The organism is Streptomyces huasconensis, from assembly GCF_021028635.1.
In the GTDB taxonomy this organism is placed as follows: Bacteria; Actinomycetota; Actinomycetes; order Streptomycetales; family Streptomycetaceae; genus Streptomyces; species Streptomyces huasconensis.
The window spans coordinates 7,789,422-7,808,754 of the sequence record NZ_CP086119.1; the positions used below are offsets into that span (position 1 = coordinate 7,789,422).

A 19,333-nucleotide genomic window follows, 5' to 3' on the forward strand; every position below is an offset into this window, starting at 1 on the left:
GCCCCGGGTGGCCGCCGCGCTCACCCGGCCCGCAGGGTCTGCGACGGGGACTCGCCGAACCGGGCCCGATAGCGCCGCGCGAACCGGCCCAGGTGCGCGAACCCCCACTGGTAGGCCACCTCCGTGACGGTGACCGTGCCGTAATCCGCGACGCGCAGCTGCTGCCGCACCCGTTGCAGCCTGACCTCCTGGACGTACGCCATGGGGGACATGCCGAGATTCCTGCGGAACGCCTCCTGGAGAGTGCGCAGGCCCACATGGGCGATCTCGGCGAGCCGGGCCGCGTCGTAGGGCTCGGCCGGCCGCTCCTGCACGGCATCCATGACCCGCTTCACCGCGGCGGGCCGCGTCATGGGCGCGGGCTCCTCCAGCAGGGCCCGGTAGGGGTGGTCGGCGGCGAGCAACAGCCCTTCGAGCAGCGTCTGTTCGAACCGCCGCGCGAAGATCGGCTGCCGCAGCAGCCCGTGCGACACGTCCTTCTCCTGCAGAATCCACCGGGCGAGCCCCGCCCAGCTGCGGCCGGGACCGCGCGAGACGTCGAGCGTGGGCGCCAGGCACAGTCGTCCGTGCACGGGCCGGCCGAGCAGGGTCTCCAACTGGCGGTGGAGAGCCACCACGTCGATGTTCACGGAGAAGATGCGGCACTCGGCCGACCGGGTGTCGACGAAGTTGTCCGCCGTGGGGTCGTACACGGCGGCCCGGTCGGGAGTGACAAGCGTCCTCACCGACCGGCCCTGGCGCAGGTCGAAGCTGCCGGCGCGGGTCCAGGCGACGAGGTACGAACCCAGCTCGGCCGCGTGGAACTCGACGGCGGTGCCGAGCCCCGTCTCCCCGACGGCCAGCGCTCCGAACTCGACCATGTTCATGCTCGTACGAAAGTCCCGTGGCGGCCCCGTCGCACTCAGGCGCAGATCGCAGAACGCCTGCGAGAGCACGGTGCGCGCCTCGTCCAGATCCCGTGTGACGAAGCGACTGAACTCCGCCCGCCCGCCCCGTTCCGCAGCCACGATCCCGCTCCCTCTCGTGCCGCCCCGGCGGCCACCGATGGAAGCCGCCATTCATGATGGCACCGGCACCCGGCCCGGCTGCGCCGCTCGCGCGAGGCAGGAGCCGGACCGGCCCCCGCCACGGCTCGCCCCACATGCCCGCCGGCAAGACGTTTGAGCCGCGGATGAGCGGTCACACGAAGATCAGAACAAGATGCAGTCGATGCCAAGGGAGCGTGAGCGGACATGAGCGCCGACGAGAAGGCCAAGGCGAAGACCGAGCAGGCCAAGGGCGCCGCCAAGGAAGCGGCGGGCCGCGCCACGGGCAACGACCGCCTGGCCGCCGAAGGCCGCACCGACCGGATGAAGGGCGACGCGCGCCAGGCCAAGGAGAAGGCCAAGGACATCGGCAAGCACTGACGCGCATCGCCGCGTACACGGGCCCCGGGGACGTCTGCACGTCGTCCCCGGGGCCTTGCCCGTGCGCGGCCCGCCCGGCTCCGGTCACCGAGTGCCGCCGCGCGGCTACCTCTTGATCCCCGTACGGCAGTACGTCGTCCGATGTTCGCCCTCGCGTCACCCCCCGTCACCGTTGATCGACGACCATCTGAGGTCCGATCGCGGTATCCCGAGGGGACAACGTTGCAACGCCCACGTCCAGGACGTACGTACCAAGGCAGTAGAACGCTCGCGGCAGGCTCACTCGCGGCCGTGCTGGCGCTGGCCCTGGCGGGCTGCGGGGTCGCGGGCCTCGGGGAAGGGGACGGGGAGGAGCGCGCCTCCGCCGCGCCCGCCGCCCTCGCCGGGCTCGACTGCGCGCGCGGCGGCAAGGTCCCCGGCACGGGGTCGAGCGCCCAGTACAACGCGATGAAGTACTGGATCAAGCAGTACCAACGCGCCTGCCCGGGCGTGCGGATCGCGTACAACCCGATCGGTTCCGGGGCCGGGGGCGCACAGTTCCTGCGGGGCGCCACCGCGTTCGGCGGCTCCGACAGCGCGCTGAAGCCCGAGGAGGTCGCCCTCTCCGAGGACGTCTGCCGGGGCGGCCGCGCCATCGACCTGCCCATGGTCGGCGGGCCCATCGCGATCGGGTACGACCTGCCTGGCGTCGACGGCCTGGTCCTCGACGCCCCGACCCTCGCCAAGATCTTCGACCGGCGGATCACCTCCTGGGACGCCCCGGAGATCCAGCGGCTCAACCCCGGCGCCGAACTGCCCTCCATGCCGGTCCGCCCCATCCACCGCTCCGACGACTCCGGCACCACACAGAACTTCCAGGCGTACCTCGCGGGCGCGGCCCCCGAGGTCTGGCGGTACCCGGTGGGCAAGGCGTGGCACGGCAGGGGCGGCGCGTCCGCGAGCGGCTCCAGCGGGGTCGCCTCGGAGGTCACCTCCGGCTTCGGCGCGATCGGCTACTTCGAGCTGTCGTTCGCGCGGGCCCGGCACATCAAGACCGTCAGCATCGACACGGGCGCGTCGGCCCCGGTCGAGGCGACGCCCAGGTCGGCGTCGGCCGCCATCGCGGCGGCGCGGGTCGTGGGCCGCGACAAGGACATGACCCTGAAGTTCCGCTACGGCGCCCCGACGCCGGGCGCGTACCCGATCGTCCAGGTCACCTACGAGATCGTGTGCGACAAGGGGAACCAGAAGGCGACCCTGCCCGCCCTCAAGTCGTTCCTGACCTACACCGCGAGCAAGGCGGGGCAGAAGCCGCTGTCCCGCCTGAACTACGCGCCGCTGCCGGAGTCCGTCGCCGGTCAGGTGCGCGAGGTGATCCGCACGCTGTCCTGACCGGCGACGGACTCCGCCCCGTCCCGCCGTCCGCCGCCGTCCCCTGCGCGGCGGCGGACGAGGGCACGCCTCTCAGGGGCCTTCGACCACCGTGACCGCTCCGGACGGGCACACCTCGGCGGCCTCTCTGGCGGCTGCCCGCCGCGGGCCCGGTTCCGGTGCGGCGTCGAGGAGCAGCACCCTGCCGTCCTCGGCGTCCTGGTCGAACACGTCGGGGGCGGTCAGCGCGCACATGCCGGCGCTCAGGCAGCGCTCACGGTCGACTCGCAGCTCCACCGGGCCTACTCCTCGCCCCAGGTGACGGGCAGGGCCTGCACCCCGAAGATGCTCATGCCGGTCCGCAGCGGGATGTCCTCGGGCGCGGCGGCGAGCCGCAGCGTCGGGAACCGGGTGAACAGCGCGGGCAGGGCGACCTGCAGTTCGACGCGGGCCAGCTGCTGGCCCAGGCACTGGTGGATGCCGTGGCCGAACCCGACGTGGCCGGTGGCCTTGCGGCGCAGGTCGAGGCGGTCGGGGTCGGGGAAGCGCGCCGGGTCGCGGTTGGCGGCCTCCATGGAGACCACGACCGTCTCGCCGGCCTTGACCGACTGCCCCGCCAGCTCGACGTCCTCCAGCGCGGTCCGCGCCCCCGTCTGCGCGATGGTCAGATAGCGCATCAGCTCCTCGACGGCTGACTCGGCGAGGCCGGGATCGTCCCGCAGGGCGGCGAGCTGGTCCGGGTGGCTCAGCAGCGCGAAGGCGCCGTACGCGATCATGTTGGCGGTGGTGTCCAGGCCCGCGCCCAACAGGAAGTTGCCGATCCCGGCCAGCTCTTCGTCGCTGAGGTCGGTCCCGGTCAGGTCGCTCAGCAGGTCGTCGGTGGGCTCGGCGCGCTTGGCGAGCACCAGCTTGTGCACATACTCCTGGCCGGCCGTCATGGCGGCCGCCAGCTCCGCCTCGCCGATGCCCTGCGTCATCAGCGTCTCGGTCTGCTGCCGGAAGAAGTCCCGGTCGGCGTACGGCACTCCGAGCAGCTCGCAGATCATCAGGGTCGGGATGGGCTGCGCGTACGCCTTCACCAGGTCGAGCGCCGGTCCTTGGCGCTCCATGGCGTCGAGGTGGTCGGCGGTGATCCGCTCGACGCGTTCGGTGAGCAGCCGCATGCGGCGCACGGTGAACTTGCCGGTGAGCAGCCGTCGGTAGCGGGTGTGCTCGGGGGCGTCGAGCCCGGTGAGGTCGCCGACCGGCGCGGGCCCGAGCGGCCCCGAGAACTCGGATTCGTAGGGCAGGTGCAGGAGTTCGTAGCGCGAGCTGAAGCGGGGGTCGCCCAGGACCGCGCGGACCACGGAGTGGCCGGTGGCCAGCCATCCGAGGTGCCCGTCGGGAAAACGCAGTCGGGCGAGCGGCCGTTCCTCGCACAGCCGCGTCAACTCCTCGGGCGGGTCGAAGGGGCAGCCTTCGCGGCGGGCGGTGGGCAGGCGTAACAAGTCGTTCGACGCATCGTGCGACATGGCGTCTCCTCCGGTGCGGGAAGCGTTGTGATGCCAGCATGGCACATGTTTGGCGCCATGGCGAGCCACTATGGCTCCGTGTGGCGTCTTGGGGCTTTGCGGTTGCCCCGCCGACGGTGCCGTGCCGCCGTGGCGCAGGTCACAGAGGGCGGCGGGAACTCGGCGGGTGCGCGGGCCGACTCCTGGACCGGCCCGGTCGCAGCCGGGCCACGGTCCACCGATCCTGGAGTACGCCTCATGCCCGCCGAACCCACCACCCTCGCCGAAGGCGACGGACGGCAGCCCCCCGAACCCGCGCGGCCGCCCCTCGCCTCGCGGGCCCGGCCCGTCGGCAAGCGGTCCGGCTGGGCGTCGCTGCGTCCGCTGGTGCTGCGGCTGCACTTCTACGCCGGGCTGTTGATAGCGCCGTTCCTCCTGGTCGCCGCCACGACGGGCCTTCTGTACGCGTGCTCGTACCAGGTCGAGAAGTACGTGTACGCCGACGAACTGCGCGTGCCCGTGGCGGAAGACCGCCGCGAACTGCCCCTGGAGCGGCAGGTCGCCGCGGCCCGCGAGGCACACCCGGAGGGGGAGATCAGCGCGGTCCGGCCCGCCCCGGAGGAGGGCGCCACCACGCGCGTCCTGCTGTCCGGCGTGCCGGGCGTCGACCCCGACCGCACGCTCGCCGTCTTCGTGAACCCGTACACGGCCGAAGTGCGCGGCGCCCTGGAGCAGTACGGCTCGTCCGGCGCGCTGCCGCTGCGCACCTGGATCGACGAACTCCACCGCGACCTGCACCTCGGCGAGCCGGGCCGCCTCTACAGCGAACTCGCCGCCAGCTGGCTGTGGGTGATCGCCGGCGGCGGCCTCGTCCTGTGGTACGGGCGCCGCAGGGCGCAGCGCAAGGTGCGGAACACCACGGGCCGCCGCCGCACACTGTCCCTGCACGGCACGGTGGGCGTCTGGACGGCACTCGGGCTGTTCATCCTGTCCGCGACGGGGTTGACCTGGTCGACGTACGCGGGCCAGAGCGTCGCCGACCTCCGAGAGGCCCTCGGTCAGACCACGCCCGCGGTGACGGCGAGCGTCACACCGGGAGCGGAGCCGGGGCCGGAGGGCGCGGGGGAGCACGCCGGGCACGGCGGGGCGAGCGGTGCGGGCACCTCGGCGCCCCCGGGCTCCGATGGCGGCAAGCGCCCGGCCGACGTGGGTCTCGACGCGGTCCTGAAGTCCGCCCGTGCCCAAGGGCTTTCGGACCCGGTGGAGATCGTCCCGCCCGTCGAACCGTCCGGGGCGTCGGCGTATGTCGTCAAGCGGATCCAGCGCACCTGGCCCGTGCAGCAGGACTCGGTCGCGGTGGACCCGGCGAACGGCAAGGTGACCGATGTCCTGCGGTTCGACGACTATCCCGTGCTGGCGAAGCTGACGCGCTGGGGCATCGACGCGCACGCGGGTTCGCTCTTCGGCGTCGTCAACCAGCTCGCACTCGCCGCGCTCGCGCTCGGCCTGATCCTGCTGATCGTGTGGGGCTACCGCATGTGGTGGCAGCGCGGCCGCGGCTCCTCCTTCGGCCGCCCCATGGCACGTGGCGCCTGGCAGGACGTACCGGCGTACATCCTGGTCCCGCTGATGGCCGCGATCGCGGTCCTCGGCTACTTCGTGCCACTGCTCGGCATCCCGCTGGCGGCGTTCCTCGTCGTGGACGTGGTGCTGGGCGAGGTCGCCCATCGGCGGGGGAGGCGGACGTACGCCTGAGGTTCACGTAACCCCGACGAGCCGGACGATGAGGCGCCCCGCCGGCCCGCGCCCCGCTGAGCTGGGGAGAAGCCTCCCTGGGCGGCGCGTGCGCGGCGGGGCCGCCGCAACTGGTCGCAAGGAGGTGCCGCTCCATGCGTGTGACCGGCTTCGGAGCGGGCACTCGAAAGGTGGGCCCCGCCGCGTCTCCCCCGTCGCGGCGGGGCTCCCTTGTGCCGCCGCCTGCTCGCTGGGCGTGCTGTCCGGCCCTCGTGACGGTCACGACACCCTCACTCGCAACCGGGAGCAGAGCGCAGCCGTGTGCACCGCTCGCGTCACCGGCATTCCCTATTTCTGCAACGCGTTCTACTGTGTGCGCCGTCCAGCCGTCGAGCCGTCAAGTCCGGGGCCGAGCGAGCCAGTCAGAGCCTGGAGGGGCCGTGCACCTCGAATACACGCCCGAGCAGCAGCAGCTGCGCACCGAGCTGCGCGCGTACTTCGCCGAACTGGTGCCGGACGACGTGCACGCGCGCCACGCCGACCCCGCCGCCCGGAAGCGGTTCTACCGCGAGACCATCCGCCGCCTGGGCACGGACGGCTGGCTCGGCGTGGGCTGGCCCGAGGAGTACGGCGGGCGGGGCCTCACGCCCATGGAGCAGTTCATCTTCTTCGACGAGGCCGCGCAGGCCGGCGTCCCGCTGCCCCTCATGGCCCTCAACACCGTCGGCCCCACGATCATGCGGTTCGGCACGGCGGAGCAGAAGGGCTACTTCCTGCCGAAGATCCTCTCCGGGGAACTCGACTTCGCCATCGGCTACAGCGAACCCGACGCCGGCACCGACCTCGCCGCGCTCAAGACCAAGGCGGTCAGGGAGGGCGACGAGTACGTCGTGAACGGACAGAAGATCTGGACCACCAACGGCGACACCGCCGACTGGGTCTGGCTCGCCGTCCGCACCGCCGCCCCCGAGGACGGCGTCCCGCTCCACAAGGGCATCACGATGCTCCTCGTCCCCACCAGCGACCCCGGCTACTCCTGCACCCTCATCAACACCCTCGCCTCGCACGACACCACCGCCAGCTACTACGAGAACATCCGCGTCCCGGTCTCCCGCCGCGTCGGCGAGGAGAACAAGGGCTGGCGGCTGATCACCAACCAGCTCAACCACGAACGCGTCACCCTCGCCGCCCACGGCACCACGGCCATCCGCGCCCTGCACGACGTACAGCGCTGGGCCATGGACACCAAGCTCACCGACGGCCGCCGCGTCATCGACCTCGCCTGGGTCCGCCGGAGCCTGGCGAGGACGCACGCCCGGCTCGACGCGATGAAGCTCCTCAACTGGCAGATGGTGAACGCCGTCCAGGAAGGCACCCTCACCCCCCAGGACGCCTCCGCCGTCAAGGTCTACGGCTCCGAGGCGCGCAGGGACGCGTACGCCTGGCTCATGGAGGTCGTCGGCGCGGCGGGCGCCCTGAAGGAGGGCTCGGCGGGCGCGGTCCTCCGCGGCGACCTGGAGCGCGGCTACCGCTCCGCCGTGATCTTCACCTTCGGCGGCGGCAACAACGAGATCCAGCGCGAGATCATCTCCTGGATCGGCCTGGGCATGCCTCGCGTCCGCCGCTGACCCGTGGTGACCGCCGCCCGCGCCCCCCAGGGCCGGTCAGGACAGGATCTCGACGTACCCGTCGGTTCCGTGCACGCGGATTCGCTGCCCGTCGCGGATCAGCCGCGTCGCCTGCTCCACCCCGACGACGGCCGGCAACCCGTACTCACGGGCGATCACCGCGCCGTGCGTCATCACGCCGCCCACCTCCGTCACCAGGCCCTTGATCGCGACGAACAGGGGTGACCAACTGGGGTCGGTGAAGGCCGTGACCAGGATGTCGTCCGGCTCCAGATCGGCGTCCGCCATGTCGAGGACCACGCGGGCCCTGCCCTCGACGGTCCCGACGGAGACCGGCAGGCCGACCAGGGCACCGTCCGGCACGTCGTCCCGCCGGTACGACCCGGAGAGGGCCTCGCCGTCCGACGTGAGCACGCGGGGCGGGGTGAGCGTCTGATACGTGCGGAACGCGTCCTTGCGCTCCTGGATGACCCGCTCGTCCACCCGCCCGGAGCGCACGACGTCGTGCAACTCCTGGAACGTGAGGTAGAAGGAGTCCTCCTTCTCGGCGAGCACGCCGGCCCGCACGAGGCGCTCGGCCTCCGCCAGCAGGGCCCGCTTGTAGACGAAGGAGCGGCAGACGATGTCGTACTTGGGGTACTCCCGGTACCCGATGAAGGTCCGCACCCGGTCGATCATCCGTTTCGTCTCGTCGGCCTTCCGCTCCCCGTCCGGCAGGGCCCGCAGGCGCGTCAGGACGTCTTCCTCCTTCCGCAGGGCCTCCTGGCGGCCTTGCTCGAAGCGCCGCTCGGCCGCGCCCGGACCGAAGTTCCGTACGTTGTCGAGGATCACGGGCACGAGCGCCGTGGGGTGCTCGCGCCACCGCGGCCTGGTGATGTCGATCTCGCCGACGCAGCGCATGCCGTACCGGTCGAGGTAGGCCTCGATGGCGTCGCGTGCCTCGCTCCCGCCCGGGAGCTTCGCGAGGCCGTCCAGGAAGCCGTCGTCCTCGACGCCCTCGAGGTACGCCACCACTTCCGGATGCGGGCGGACCGCGTCCGCGACATCGAGCAGCGCGAGCCCCATCTCCGACGTGACGTTGCCCGGGGCGGACAGCGTGAGCGTGTCGGCCGCGTTCTTCTCGCCCAGCCACTCCAGCAGCTTGTCGTTGAGCCACCACGTGGCGTCCATGCCCGCCATGATCGCCCGCATGTTCAGCGGGTCGCCGAGGACGCGACGGTGCTCTTCGAAGGCCTCCAGCAGGAAGTCGAAGAGCGCCGGCCCGGTCAGGCCCCGGATGCCGCGCTCCAGGGCGGCGAGGGAGGCACGACTGCGCTCGATCAGTTCGGTGACGACGGCCGGATCGGTGGCGACAGGGGCGGGGGCGCCGCCGGCGGGCGGACCGGCGGGCCCGTCGTCCGGGAGGGACGGGACGAAGTCCTCGCGGTCGAGGACGGTCTCCAGCGCGTCCCTGGTCAGCGGATCGGCTCTCCCCACCACGTCCAGCAGGGCGGGGCGACTCGCGGGCGAGGCCAGGCGCCGGGTGACGTCGACGAACAGCCGGCCGCCTGCGGCCCGCATCGGGACCATGGCCGTCAGCTGCCACATGGAGAGCCCCAGCGGCTTCATCGGGTCGGTCATCATCTGCTGGTGACCGACAGAGACGTAGACGTGGTTCTCCTCGTCGTCGGCCTCCGGAACGGGGAACAGCGTGGTGATCGGCCGGCTCTGGACGATGTGGAAGCCGTCATCGGCCAGACACCACTCGATGTCCTGCGGCCGCCCGAAGTCTGCTTCGATCCGCCGCCCGAGCCGTACGAGCTCCACGACCTGGGCATCCGTCAGCGCCGGCTCCTCCTGCCGCCGCGCGTCGACGGCCACGTCCCGCGTACCACCGCCCGGCAGCGCCTGTACGGCACGCTGCTTGGCGGCGATCTTCCTGTCGACGACCTCGCCGCGCCGCACCTTGTAGACATCCGGGTTCACCAGACCGGAGACCAGGGCCTCGCCCAGGCCGAAGCCGGCGTCCACGGTGGCCACCTCGCGCTCACCCGTGACCGGGTCGGCCGTGAACAGGACGCCGGCCGCCCGCGGGAGGACCATCCGCTGCACGACCACGGCCATGTGGACCACCCGGTGGTCGATGCCGTTGCGCCGGCGGTACGTCACCGCCCGCTCGGTGAACAGCGAGGCCCAGCACCGGCTGATGTGCCGCAGGATCGCCGCCGCCCCCACGACGTTCAGGTAGGTGTCCTGCTGACCCGCGAAGGAGGCCGTCGGCAGATCCTCCGCCGTCGCGCTGGACCGTACGGCGTAGGCCTCTTGTCCGCCGAACCGGGCCAGGGCGCGGGTGACGGCCGCCGCGAGAGCGTCCGGGACGGGCGCCTCTTCGATGATCCGGCGGACCTCCGCGCTCAGCGTGCGGAGCCCCTCCTGGTCGTCCGGGTCCAGGCGCGACAACCAGTCGAGCCGGTCGTCGAGCGACGGTACGTCCGCCATGGCCCGCCGGAAGGCGTCCGTCGTCACGCAGAAGCCGTCCGGCACGCGGATGCCCTCGATCCGTGACAGCCCGCCCAGGTGTGCGGCCTTGCCGCCGACCACCGCGATCCGCGTCTCTTCGATGTCCCGGAGGTCCACCACGTACCGCTCGTGGAGATCCGCCACGTCCTGCCCGCTCCTCGCGGCACCTCCCGGGCCGGCTGCCGTGTTCTGTCGTGCTGGCACTGCACTGGGCACGTCGTGTCCTCATCTCCGCAGGTGGGGGCTTCGGCCGATGATTCTGCGGCACCACCGGGGCCTTGCCGCAAGCCCCCCGGTGCGCTATAAGTTGAGAGTGGCAAGGAGACAACTCTCCTTGCCTTTGTCATTTCCTTGCCTCTGTCAGCAGCGGCAGCGGTTCGGGCGGGCGGCGACGGGAACCGGGCAGCGCGCGTCAGGTGTTCACGCTCTCTCCACGCGTACGCCGCTCGTACGTGACGGGGAAGGCACCCCCTCCCGTGAGGTTCGCGGCGGAACACCCCCGCACCTCACCACTGGAGCCCAGGCATGGACCGCAGAACCCTTCTCGCGACGAGCGGCGGCGCGTTGGCGACCGCCGCCGTCGCCCCGCAGGCCCACGCCCTCCCCGGCACGCGTGCCGAGGAAAGCGGCGGCCGGGACGTCGTGCGGTTCAACGTCATCAGCGACATCCAGGGCGACCTGCGGGACTTCGGCCGGGCCCTGGACGACATCGCGGCGATCAACCCGCGCAGCGCCGGCCTCGCCGTCGCGGGCGACATCACGCCGCGCGGCTACGACTTCGAGTACGCGCAGGTACGCGCCGAACTCGGGCGGCACCCGCACCCCCGCGACACGGCCTGGGCGATCGGCAACCACGAGTTCTACGTGCCGAAATGGCGCGACCCCGACACCCTGGCGCAGGACACCTGGCCCAACGGGACCACCGAGGACTCGCTCTTCCGCAGCTTCCACCGGTTCGCGGAGCGCGGCACGGTGCACGCGGAGACCTCCTTCGGCTCCGTCCCGGTCCTCACCCTCGGCACCGAGCGCTACGCCCACTACCACGACGCGAAACTCTGGGACGAGGTCTGGCTCAGCGACGCGCAGTTCGCGTGGCTCGAGGACCGCCTGCGGTACTGGTCGCGCCGCCGCAGGCCGGTCATGGTCGTCACCCACCATCCGCTGCCCAACACCGTCTCCGGCACCCGCAACAAGCTCTACGCGAGCGACTACCTCCAGGCCGACCGCCTCCTGAACCTGCTCGGCCGCCACCCCGACGTCTTCCTCTTCTCCGGCCACACCCACTGGGACCTCGATCTGTCCGACTGGGTGGTACGCCGCGTCGTGCCCGGCACGGCCAACCTCAGCGGGTTCACGGTGGTCAACACCGGCGCCATCCAGACCGGTTACCGCGATGACGGCAAGGGCGGCGAGGTCGCCGTCGAGGGCTCCTTCAACCAGGGCCTCCAGGTCGAGGTGCACAGGGACTCCGTCGTCATCAAGGCCCGTGACTTCGGCCGCCGCGCGTGGCTGAAGCAGATCACGGTGCCGTTGGCCCGCTGAGGCGGTGAACTCGCCTTCGAAGCGTGCGGCGGCAGCCGTCGGCGACGCACCAGGGGCAGAAGCGTCCGTCGGTCTCTTGGGCGGTGTAGAAGGTCGCGGTGCAGATGTACCCGGTGCCGCGGTGGCAGCAGGCGCACTTCTCGGCGCTCTCCCGGATGGAGCCGCTGCGGTCTTTCCTCAAGGGCGACAGGTGGGCAAGGGCGACAGGTGATCGAGCCGGAAGATCGTACTTCCGGCTCGTCGTGGGAACTCCGCGCGCGCCATGCGCGTTGGTGTACGAGACACCCGTCAAGAGGGGACGCGCCATGCCCGAGTCCGCGCAGGAGCCCGACCCCGGTCTCTTCGGGCCGGCGTCCGTGACCTGGCAGGTGCACTCCGACCCCATGATGTGGGTCGCCGGCATCCGCGCCCTCTACCTCCAGGCCCTGCACCCCCGAGCCGTCCGCGGCGTGATGCAAAATTCCGACTTCCGCGAGGACGCCTGGGGGCGTCTGATGCGCACCGCCCGCTTCGTCGGCACCACCACCTACGGCACCACCGAGGCCGCCGAGAGGGCGGGCGCCCGCGTCCGCAAGATCCACGCGATGCTCGGGGCCACCGACCCGGACACGGGGGAGCGGTACGGCGTCGACGAACCGCCGCTGCTGCTCTGGGTGCACTGCGCCGAGATCGACTCCTACCTCCATGTCGTACGCCGCTCGGGCATCCGGATGCCGGACGGGCTCGCCGACCGGTACGTCGACGAACACCGCCGCAGCGCCCGGCTGGTCGGCCTCGACCCCGGTCAGGTCCCCGGCTCGACGGCCGAACTCGCCGCGTACTTCGCGCGGGTCCGCCCCGAACTCGCCGCCGGGCCCGACGCCCGCGCCGTCGACGACTTCCTCCGCAGGCCGCCCACACACCCGCTGCTCACCCCGGCGCGCGCCCTGCTGTGGCGGCGCGTGGCCGATCTGGCGTATGCCTCCCTGCCGCCGTACGCCCACCGGCTGTACGGCAGAACCGCCCCACCGGCCGCCGTGGTGACCCGTCGCCTGGTCCGCACCGGCACCATCCTGCGCACCGTCCCCGCGCGTGTGCGCTGGCAACTTCCGCCGAAGCACATCCTCGGCGCCATGGCCCGCCTCGGTCCCGGCAGCCGCCCGGCCCCGTACAAACTCGACAGGGGGGACGCCATACTGGACGGGCCGGGGAGGGCGCAGCGAGGCGACGGGGGCGACAGCGCGACATGGCGGACACCAGGCTGATCCAGAGCCGCTACCGGCTCCTGGATCTGATCGGGCGCGGCGGCATGGGCGAGGTGTGGCGGGCACGTGACGAGTCGCTCGGGCGGCACGTGGCGGTCAAGTGCCTCAAGCCGATGGGGCCCCAGCACGACCAGTCGTTCACGCGCGTGCTGCGCGAGCGCTTCCGGCGCGAGGCGCGCGTCGCGGCGGCGCTCCAGCACCGCGGCGTCACCGTCGTCCACGACTTCGGCGAGCACGACGGCGTGCTGTACCTGGTGATGGAGCTTCTGGAGGGCCGCAACCTCAGCCAGCTTCTGGAGGACAACAAACAGCACCCGCTGCCCGTCGCCGACGTCGTCGAGATCGCCGACCAGGTCGCCGCCGCCCTCGCGTACACCCACGACCAGGGCATCGTGCACCGGGACCTGAAGCCCGCCAACATCATGCTGCTCTCCGACGGCACCGTGAAGATATGCGACTTCGGCATAGCCCGGCTCGGCGCCGACATCGGCTTCACCTCCCGCCTCACCGGCACCGGCATCGCCATGGGCACCCCGCACTACATGTCGCCCGAGCAGATCGGCGGCGAACCCGTCGACCAGCGCAGCGACCTGTACTCCTTCGGCTGCGTGCTCTACGAGATCGCCACCGGGGCCCCGCCCTTCGACCTGGAGGACGCCTGGGCCGTCCTCGTCGGCCACCGGGACACCGCGCCCGCGCCACCGCGCAGCCACCGCGCCGAACTGCCCGCCTACTTCGAGGACGTCGTCCTCGACCTGCTCGCCAAGGAGCCGGCCGACCGGCCGCCGGACGCGCGGGAGGTGCGCCGCCGCATCGCCGGGGGCCGCGCCACACCCTCGTACGTCCCGAGCGTCGCCACCCCTCCGCTGCGCCGCCCCGAACAGCCGTTCGCCGGTGAGCCGCGCCTGCCCTCCTGGACCCGCGGCATGACCACCGGCCACAAGGCGACCGGCGCCTCCGCGCTGCGGGTCACGCCGCCCGACGCGGCGGCCGGCCTCACCGGTGAGTGGGTCCCGCGCACCGACGCGCGCCGGGCGGCGGTGCCCCGCAGGCCCGAGCGGCCCACACCGCCGCCGGAGCTGGTCGCCACCCTCGCCGGCCGCCACAACGCGGGCCTCAGCCTCGGCCGGCTCGGGCGCTGGGAGGAGGCGGGCGAGGTGCACCGCGCGGTCGCCGCCGAGCGCGAGCACGCCCTCGGCCCCGACCACCCCGACACGCTCGCCAGCCGGTACGAGGTCGCGTTCACCCTCAGCCGCACCGGCCGCGCCGCCGACGCGCTGCGCGAGTACGGCCGGGTCGCCCAGGGCCGGGAGCGCTCCCTCGGCGCCGAGCACCCGGAGACGCTCGCCGCCCGCCAGGAGATGGCGTACGTACTGGGCCAGCTCGGGCGGCACTTCGAGGCCCACCAGATGTACACCTCGGTGCTCGCCGTCCGGGAACGCACGGCGGGCCCCGACCACCCGGACACCCTGCGCTGCCGCCACAACCTCGCGTACAACCTCAGCCGCCTCGGCCGCCTGGAGGACTCCTACCGGCTGGCGGAACAGGTGGCGGCGGCCCGGGCGCGGGTGCTCGGCCCAGCCCACCCCGACACCCTCGTCACGCGGTACGAAGTGGCGTACGCGCTCGGCCAGTTGGGCCGCTGGCCGGAGGCGCTGCAGACGTACCGGGAAGTCGCCGACGCCCGGGTGCGGGCGCTCGGCCCCGACCACCCCGACACGCTCGCCGCCCGCTACGAGGTCGGCATAAGTCTCGGCAGGCTCGGCCGCAGCGCCGAGGCCCTGGAGCTGTACCGCGACCTGATCGACGACCGTACGCGCGTCAACGGCCCCGCCGACCCCGAGACGCTGCGGGCCCGGCACGGCCTCGGGGTGAACCTCGGCCGCCAGGGCCGCTGGGAGGAGGCCCTGGCGGAGGCGCGGGACGTGTGCGCCCTGCGGGAACGGGCCCTCGGCCCCGACCACCCCGACACTTTGGTGAGCCGCCGCGAGGTCGCCGTCGGCCTCGGCTGGCTCGGCCGCTGGTCCGACGCCCTCACCGAGTACCGCGGGGTGGCGGCCGCCAGGGAGCAGGTCCTCGGCCCCGACCACCCCGACACCCTCGCCAGCCGCAACGACGAAGCGCACTGCCTGCAACAACTGGGCCGCGGCACGGAGGCGGTCGAGCTGTACCGCCGGGTGGCGGCACTGCGACAGCAGCGGGCCTCCGGGGGGCTGTGAAACGGCCGGGGGCGGCCCCGGCACGCAAGGGTTCCCCCTCAGCACAACCGTGCTAGGAAGAGTCATGCCTGATCGCGATGCGTACGACGCCGTCATCGTCGGTGGTGGCCACAACGGTCTCGTCGCCGCCGCCTACCTCGCCCGCGCCGGGCGGTCCGTGCTGGTTCTGGAGCGGCTGGGCGGGACCGGGGGCGCCGCTGTGTCCAGCCGGCCCTTCGCCGGGGTCGACGCGCGGCTGTCCCGGTACTCGTACCTCGTCAGCCTGCTGCCGAAGAAGATCGTCCGGGATCTCGACCTGGACTTCAGGGTGCGGACGCGCACCATCTCCTCGTACACCCCGACCGAACGCGCGGGCCGCCCCACCGGTCTGCTCGTCGGCGGCGGCGAGGCCCGCACCCGGCAGGCCTTCGCGCGGCTCACCGGGGGCAGCCGGGAGTACGACAGCTGGCGCGCCTTCTACGCCATGACCGGCGAGGTCGCCCGGCGCGTCTTCCCCACGCTCACCGAACCTTTGCCAAGCCGCGACGAACTGCGCGCCCGCGTCGATGACGCCACCGCCTGGCGCACCCTCTTCGAGGAGCCCATCGGCGCGGCGATCGAGGAGCGCTTCGCCGACGACCTCGTGCGCGGAGTCGTCCTCACCGACGCCCTCATCGGCACCTTCGCCGACGCCCACGACCCGGCCCTGCGGCAGAACCGCTGCTTCCTCTACCACGTCATCGGCGGCGGCACCGGCGACTGGAACGTGCCGGTCGGCGGGATGGGCGCCCTCACCGACGCCATCGCCGACGCGGCGCGCGCCGCGGGCGCACGGCTGCGGACGGGCTGCGAGGTGACGCGGATCGACACCGACGGGCGGCGCGGCGAGGTCACGTACCGCGAAGGCGACCGCGGTGAGCGGACCGTCGCCGCCCGGCACGTCCTGGTCAACGCCTCCCCGCAGGCCCTCGCCGCCCTCCTCGGCGAGGAGCCGCCCGCGCCCGCCGAAGGCGCCCAGTTCAAGGTCAACATGGTGCTCAAGCGGCTGCCGAGGCTGCGCGACAGGTCCGTCGAGCCGCACGAGGCGTTCGCCGGGACCTTTCACATCGCCGAGGGGTACGAGGAGCTGGCGGCGGCCTACGCCCAGGCCGCCGACGGCACCGTGCCCACCGCGCCGCCCTCCGAGATCTACTGCCACTCGCTCACCGACCCGACGGTCCTCGCCCCCGACCTCGTCGAGCGCGGCCACCAGACCCTCACCCTCTTCGGCCTGCACACACCCGCCCGGCTCTTCGCCCGGGACAACGAGGCCGTGCGCGCCGACCTCCTGACGGCGACACTCGCCCGGCTCGACGCCCACCTCGCCGAACCGCTCGCCGACTGCCTCGCGCTCGACGCGGAGGGCCGCCCCTGCGTCGAGGCGAAGACGCCGCTCGACCTGGAACGGGACCTGCGGCTGCCCGGCGGCCACATCTTCCACGGCGACCTCGCCTTCCCCTACGCCGAGGAGGGCAGCGGGCGGTGGGGCGTGGCGACCCGGCACCCGAACGTCCTGCTGTGCGGGGCGGGCGCCGTGCGCGGCGGCGGGGTCAGCGGCATCCCGGGGCACAACGCCGCCATGGCCGCGCTGGGGCAGTAGCCACTGGTGTACGGTCGGACGTCGATCACCGGCGCGAGCGAGGAGAGGGGCGCCACGATGGCTTCCCGCCGCGGGGACGGCACCCCGACCTTCATCGAACAGGCCCGCCGCGGTCAGCTCATCGAGTGCACGATCGACCTGATCTCCGCCAAGGGGTATCCGGCGACGTCACTCGCGGCGATCGCCGAGCGCGCGGGCCTCTCCAAGGCCGCGGTGCTCTACCACTTCACGTCCAAGGACAATCTCGCCCGGGCCACCCTCACGTACGTCGTCGAACGGTTCACCGCGTACGTGAACGAGAAGGTGGCCGCGGCGCCGGACCCGCGCGCGGCCCTCGTCGCCTACGTCCGGGCGATGATCGGCTATCAGCGGGACAACCGCCGCCACGTGCGTGTCATCACCGAGATGCTCCTCGACGACGCCGAGGGCACCCGGCTCAAGAACCCCGGCGGCCATGACACGGCGGGCCGCTGGAACGCCCTCGCCGATCTCCTGGCCGCCGGTCAACAGGCGGACGTCTTCAGGGAGTTCGACCCGCCGACCATCGCCCTCGCCATCGGCGGCGCGATCGACGGGGTGATCGGGCAGTGGCTCGCCCACCCGGAACTCGACCTCGACGCCGCCGCGGACGAACTGGTCACGTTCACGCTGTACGCCGTCGAGCGCCGCGGCTGAACCGCTCAGGGCCGCTCGGGGCCGCTGAGGCCGTGCAGGAACAGCCGCTGGTCGTCCAGGAACCCGTCGGCGAAGAGCGCGCGAGGGGCGAAGAGCGCGGTGAGCGTGGTCCTCGGGCCGGACCGCTCGACGGACCGCTTGACCAGGGAGTGGGCCGCGTCCGGATAGTGCTCGACGGTGAGGGCGCCGCCGCCCGCGAGCACCTTGCGGTAGACGCGTTCCGTGTCGGCCGTGTCCACGTTGAGGTCGTGCCCCGCGAGGACCAGCAGCACCGGTACACCCCGCAGGGACCGCAGGTCGCCTGTCGCGTCCGCGCGGTAATTGCGGGAGATGAAGCCCCAGCGCGCGGCCGTCATGCCGTCGGCGTCACCGCCTCGCGCCCGCACGTACTCCTCGAAGGTCGCGCGGCGCTCCAACAGCCGCCGGGTGGCGTCGCTCTCCGCCACTTCGGCGGCCACGCGACCGCGGGACGCGCCGTCGGCCCGCAACTGCGCGAGGAGGTGGTAGCGGCCCTGGCGGAGCCAGTTGACCGCGGGTGAGACGGCGACGACGAAGCTCACCGGCGTCTTCGCCGCGACCTTCGGCAGGACCCAGCCCGCCTGGCTCGCGCCCCACAGCCCGATCCGCCGGCCGTCGATGTCCGGTCTGGCGCGGGCCCAGGCGATGGCGGCGGCCACCTCGTCGGCCCGGTCCGCCATGGACTGCCCGAGCCAGTCGCCGGGGGCGCCCGCGACGCCGGGCTTGTCCCAGGAGAGGGAGGCGTAACCGGCGCGGGCGTTCGCCTCCCACATGGGTTTGTAGCCGTCCTCGTGGGTGGCGTCGACCGGCCCGTCGCCGTGGACGTACACGACCAGGCCGTGGCGCGCGCGGCCGTCTCTCGGAGTGGTGAGCACGCCGTGCAGGGTGTGGCCCCCGTGACGGATCGTCACCCGTCGCTCGTCCATGGCGTACGAGTGCTGCCACAGCACCACGCCACCGAGCCCCGCGGCGAGGATCAGAGCGGCGACGAGTGACCACAGGACGATACGGAGTGCTCGCCGACGGAACGCGATCGGTGGGCGCACGGATGGGCCTCCCCTGGGAGTGTCTACGGCTACGGGGCACGGAAACTATCACTCTTTCCACGGCCGTAAGTGAAGTGATAGTTTCGAGTCTGCCGACGGAGTCCGGTGGCGACGTGCGTCGCCGGTGACACGGGGAGAGAGGCGGCGTCATGGAAGCCGACGAGAGGGACAGGAGCGGGTACGCGGGTGCGGGCGGAAGCGGGGGCGGCGGCGGATCGGTCACGGTCCGGCGAGGCGTCCCGGCGGGCGCCGAGCCCCGCGCGGCCGCGCTGTACTGGGAGGCCTTCGGCCGTAAACTTGGCCCCGCCCTGAACCCCCCGGACAAGGCGGTGCCCTTCATCGCGGCCCACCTCGATCCCGAGCGCGCGGTGTGCGCCCTGCTCGACGGAGAACTCGTCGGCCTGGCCGGCTACCAGCTCGACGGGCGCTCCCTCACCGGGGGATCGGCCGCCGCCGTGCTGCGGGCGTACGGTCGGATACGGGGCCTGCCCCGGCTCCTGCTCCTCGCCCTCTTCGAGCGCAGTCCGGCCCCCGGGCAACTCGTGATGGACGGCATCGCCGTGGACGCGCGCATGCGGGGCCGCGGGGTCGGCAGCCTCCTGCTCCGGGAAGTGGCCGCCCTGGCGACGGAGGCGGGCTGCCGGGAGATCAGACTGGACGTGATCGACACCAACCCGCGCGCCAGAGCCCTGTACGAGCGTCGCGGCTTCACGGCGGTACGGACGGAACGCACGCCCTACCTGCGGAGGCTGCTCGGCTTCGGCGCGGTGACCACCATGCGCCGCACCCTGGACCCGGGAGAGGCGGCGTGAGTGACGAAAGGAACCGTGGAGCGGTGAGCGCAGAGGCGGACCAGGTCGAGGT

The 19,333-nt window shown here is 72.8% G+C and carries 16 protein-coding genes; 10 read left to right on the plus strand and 6 right to left on the minus strand.

Features of this window, described 5'->3' with window-relative positions:
* Positions 1–20: 20 nt before the first annotated feature.
* Positions 21–1,007: an AraC family transcriptional regulator gene (locus J2N69_RS34600; RefSeq protein ID WP_230904253.1), complete on the minus strand. Its 987-nt coding sequence runs from the start codon at positions 1,005–1,007 to the stop codon at positions 21–23.
* A 225-nt stretch (positions 1,008–1,232) separates the two neighbouring features.
* Here J2N69_RS34600 and J2N69_RS34605 point away from each other — a divergent pair, with 225 nt between their 5' ends.
* Complete coding sequence (locus J2N69_RS34605) at positions 1,233–1,406, plus strand: CsbD family protein (RefSeq protein WP_230904254.1); 174 nt, start codon at positions 1,233–1,235, stop codon at positions 1,404–1,406.
* A 291-nt stretch (positions 1,407–1,697) separates the two neighbouring features.
* A complete protein-coding gene (pstS, locus tag J2N69_RS34610) occupies positions 1,698–2,777 on the plus strand; it encodes a phosphate ABC transporter substrate-binding protein PstS (RefSeq protein WP_230904255.1) in 1,080 nt (359 codons plus the stop codon).
* A gap of 72 nt (positions 2,778–2,849) precedes the next feature.
* Here the strand turns inward: pstS and J2N69_RS34615 are convergent, their stop codons facing one another.
* Both J2N69_RS34615 and J2N69_RS34620 read right to left on the minus strand, forming a co-directional pair.
* The gene (locus tag J2N69_RS34615) at positions 2,850–3,053 is read right to left on the minus strand and encodes a ferredoxin (protein ID WP_230904256.1); all 204 of its coding nucleotides are present in this window, start codon (positions 3,051–3,053) and stop codon (positions 2,850–2,852) included.
* Positions 3,054–3,058: 5 nt separating this feature from the next.
* Positions 3,059–4,267, minus strand: coding sequence for a cytochrome P450 (locus tag J2N69_RS34620; protein WP_230904257.1), 1,209 nt, complete (start codon positions 4,265–4,267; stop codon positions 3,059–3,061).
* A gap of 237 nt (positions 4,268–4,504) precedes the next feature.
* Between J2N69_RS34620 and J2N69_RS34625 the strand changes: the two genes are divergently transcribed.
* Both J2N69_RS34625 and J2N69_RS34630 read left to right on the plus strand, forming a co-directional pair.
* Positions 4,505–6,001 carry a PepSY-associated TM helix domain-containing protein gene (locus tag J2N69_RS34625; protein WP_230904258.1) on the plus strand — a complete coding sequence of 499 codons (1,497 nt, stop codon included), beginning with the start codon at positions 4,505–4,507 and terminating at the stop codon, positions 5,999–6,001.
* A gap of 419 nt (positions 6,002–6,420) precedes the next feature.
* A complete protein-coding gene (locus J2N69_RS34630; RefSeq protein WP_230904259.1) occupies positions 6,421–7,608 on the plus strand; it encodes an acyl-CoA dehydrogenase family protein in 1,188 nt (395 codons plus the stop codon).
* Positions 7,609–7,644: 36 nt separating this feature from the next.
* On the opposite strand, the gene rph is transcribed toward J2N69_RS34630, so the two are convergent.
* A complete protein-coding gene (gene rph, locus J2N69_RS34635) occupies positions 7,645–10,251 on the minus strand; it encodes a rifamycin-inactivating phosphotransferase (protein ID WP_230904260.1) in 2,607 nt (868 codons plus the stop codon).
* Positions 10,252–10,632: 381 nt separating this feature from the next.
* Here rph and J2N69_RS34640 point away from each other — a divergent pair, with 381 nt between their 5' ends.
* Positions 10,633–11,649, plus strand: a complete 1,017-nt coding sequence (locus J2N69_RS34640) for a metallophosphoesterase family protein (protein ID WP_230904261.1) — start codon at positions 10,633–10,635, stop codon at positions 11,647–11,649.
* Here the strand turns inward: J2N69_RS34640 and J2N69_RS34645 are convergent.
* Positions 11,627–12,052: a CbrC family protein gene (locus tag J2N69_RS34645; RefSeq protein ID WP_330166847.1), complete on the minus strand. Its 426-nt coding sequence runs from the start codon at positions 12,050–12,052 to the stop codon at positions 11,627–11,629. The genes J2N69_RS34640 and J2N69_RS34645 overlap by 23 nt on opposite strands.
* Here J2N69_RS34645 and J2N69_RS34650 point away from each other — a divergent pair.
* The 4 genes from J2N69_RS34650 (at position 11,955) to J2N69_RS34665 (ending at position 17,405) form a co-directional block, all read left to right on the plus strand.
* Complete coding sequence (locus J2N69_RS34650; RefSeq protein ID WP_230904263.1) at positions 11,955–12,893, plus strand: oxygenase MpaB family protein; 939 nt, start codon at positions 11,955–11,957, stop codon at positions 12,891–12,893. The two genes, J2N69_RS34645 and J2N69_RS34650, sit on opposite strands and share 98 nt — an antisense overlap.
* Positions 12,875–15,112, plus strand: coding sequence for a serine/threonine-protein kinase (locus J2N69_RS34655; protein WP_230904264.1), 2,238 nt, complete (start codon positions 12,875–12,877; stop codon positions 15,110–15,112). The genes J2N69_RS34650 and J2N69_RS34655 overlap by 19 nt, the downstream gene beginning before the upstream one ends.
* A gap of 64 nt (positions 15,113–15,176) precedes the next feature.
* Positions 15,177–16,730 carry a phytoene desaturase family protein gene (locus tag J2N69_RS34660; RefSeq protein WP_230904265.1) on the plus strand — a complete coding sequence of 518 codons (1,554 nt, stop codon included), beginning with the start codon at positions 15,177–15,179 and terminating at the stop codon, positions 16,728–16,730.
* A 57-nt stretch (positions 16,731–16,787) separates the two neighbouring features.
* Positions 16,788–17,405 (plus strand): TetR/AcrR family transcriptional regulator, encoded by a 618-nt coding sequence (locus tag J2N69_RS34665; RefSeq protein WP_230904266.1) that lies wholly within the window; start codon positions 16,788–16,790, stop codon positions 17,403–17,405.
* A gap of 5 nt (positions 17,406–17,410) precedes the next feature.
* Here J2N69_RS34665 and J2N69_RS34670 read toward each other — a convergent pair whose 3' ends face one another.
* On the minus strand, positions 17,411–18,469 hold the full coding sequence (locus tag J2N69_RS34670) for an alpha/beta hydrolase family protein (protein ID WP_230904267.1): 1,059 nt from the start codon (positions 18,467–18,469) through the stop codon (positions 17,411–17,413).
* A gap of 149 nt (positions 18,470–18,618) precedes the next feature.
* Between J2N69_RS34670 and J2N69_RS34675 the strand changes: the two genes are divergently transcribed.
* A complete protein-coding gene (locus tag J2N69_RS34675) occupies positions 18,619–19,281 on the plus strand; it encodes a GNAT family N-acetyltransferase (RefSeq protein WP_230904268.1) in 663 nt (220 codons plus the stop codon).
* Positions 19,282–19,333: the final 52 nt, after the last annotated feature.

Excerpts from the sequence above, each read along its gene's own strand:
- J2N69_RS34640 (WP_230904261.1), top strand. The coding sequence starts at position 10,633 with ATGGACCGCAGAACCCTTCTCGCGACGAGCGGCGGCGCGTTGGCGACC.
- J2N69_RS34625 (WP_230904258.1), top strand. The coding sequence starts at position 4,505 with ATGCCCGCCGAACCCACCACCCTCGCCGAAGGCGACGGACGGCAGCCC.
- J2N69_RS34620 (WP_230904257.1), bottom strand. The coding sequence starts at position 4,267 with ATGTCGCACGATGCGTCGAACGACTTGTTACGCCTGCCCACCGCCCGC.
- J2N69_RS34605 (WP_230904254.1), top strand. The coding sequence starts at position 1,233 with ATGAGCGCCGACGAGAAGGCCAAGGCGAAGACCGAGCAGGCCAAGGGC.
- J2N69_RS34660 (WP_230904265.1), top strand. The coding sequence starts at position 15,177 with ATGCCTGATCGCGATGCGTACGACGCCGTCATCGTCGGTGGTGGCCAC.
- J2N69_RS34645 (WP_330166847.1), bottom strand. The coding sequence starts at position 12,052 with ATGCCGGCGACCCACATCATGGGGTCGGAGTGCACCTGCCAGGTCACG.
- J2N69_RS34675 (WP_230904268.1), top strand. The coding sequence starts at position 18,619 with ATGGAAGCCGACGAGAGGGACAGGAGCGGGTACGCGGGTGCGGGCGGA.
- J2N69_RS34665 (WP_230904266.1), top strand. The coding sequence starts at position 16,788 with ATGGCTTCCCGCCGCGGGGACGGCACCCCGACCTTCATCGAACAGGCC.
- J2N69_RS34650 (WP_230904263.1), top strand. The coding sequence starts at position 11,955 with ATGCCCGAGTCCGCGCAGGAGCCCGACCCCGGTCTCTTCGGGCCGGCG.
- J2N69_RS34655 (WP_230904264.1), top strand. The coding sequence starts at position 12,875 with ATGGCGGACACCAGGCTGATCCAGAGCCGCTACCGGCTCCTGGATCTG.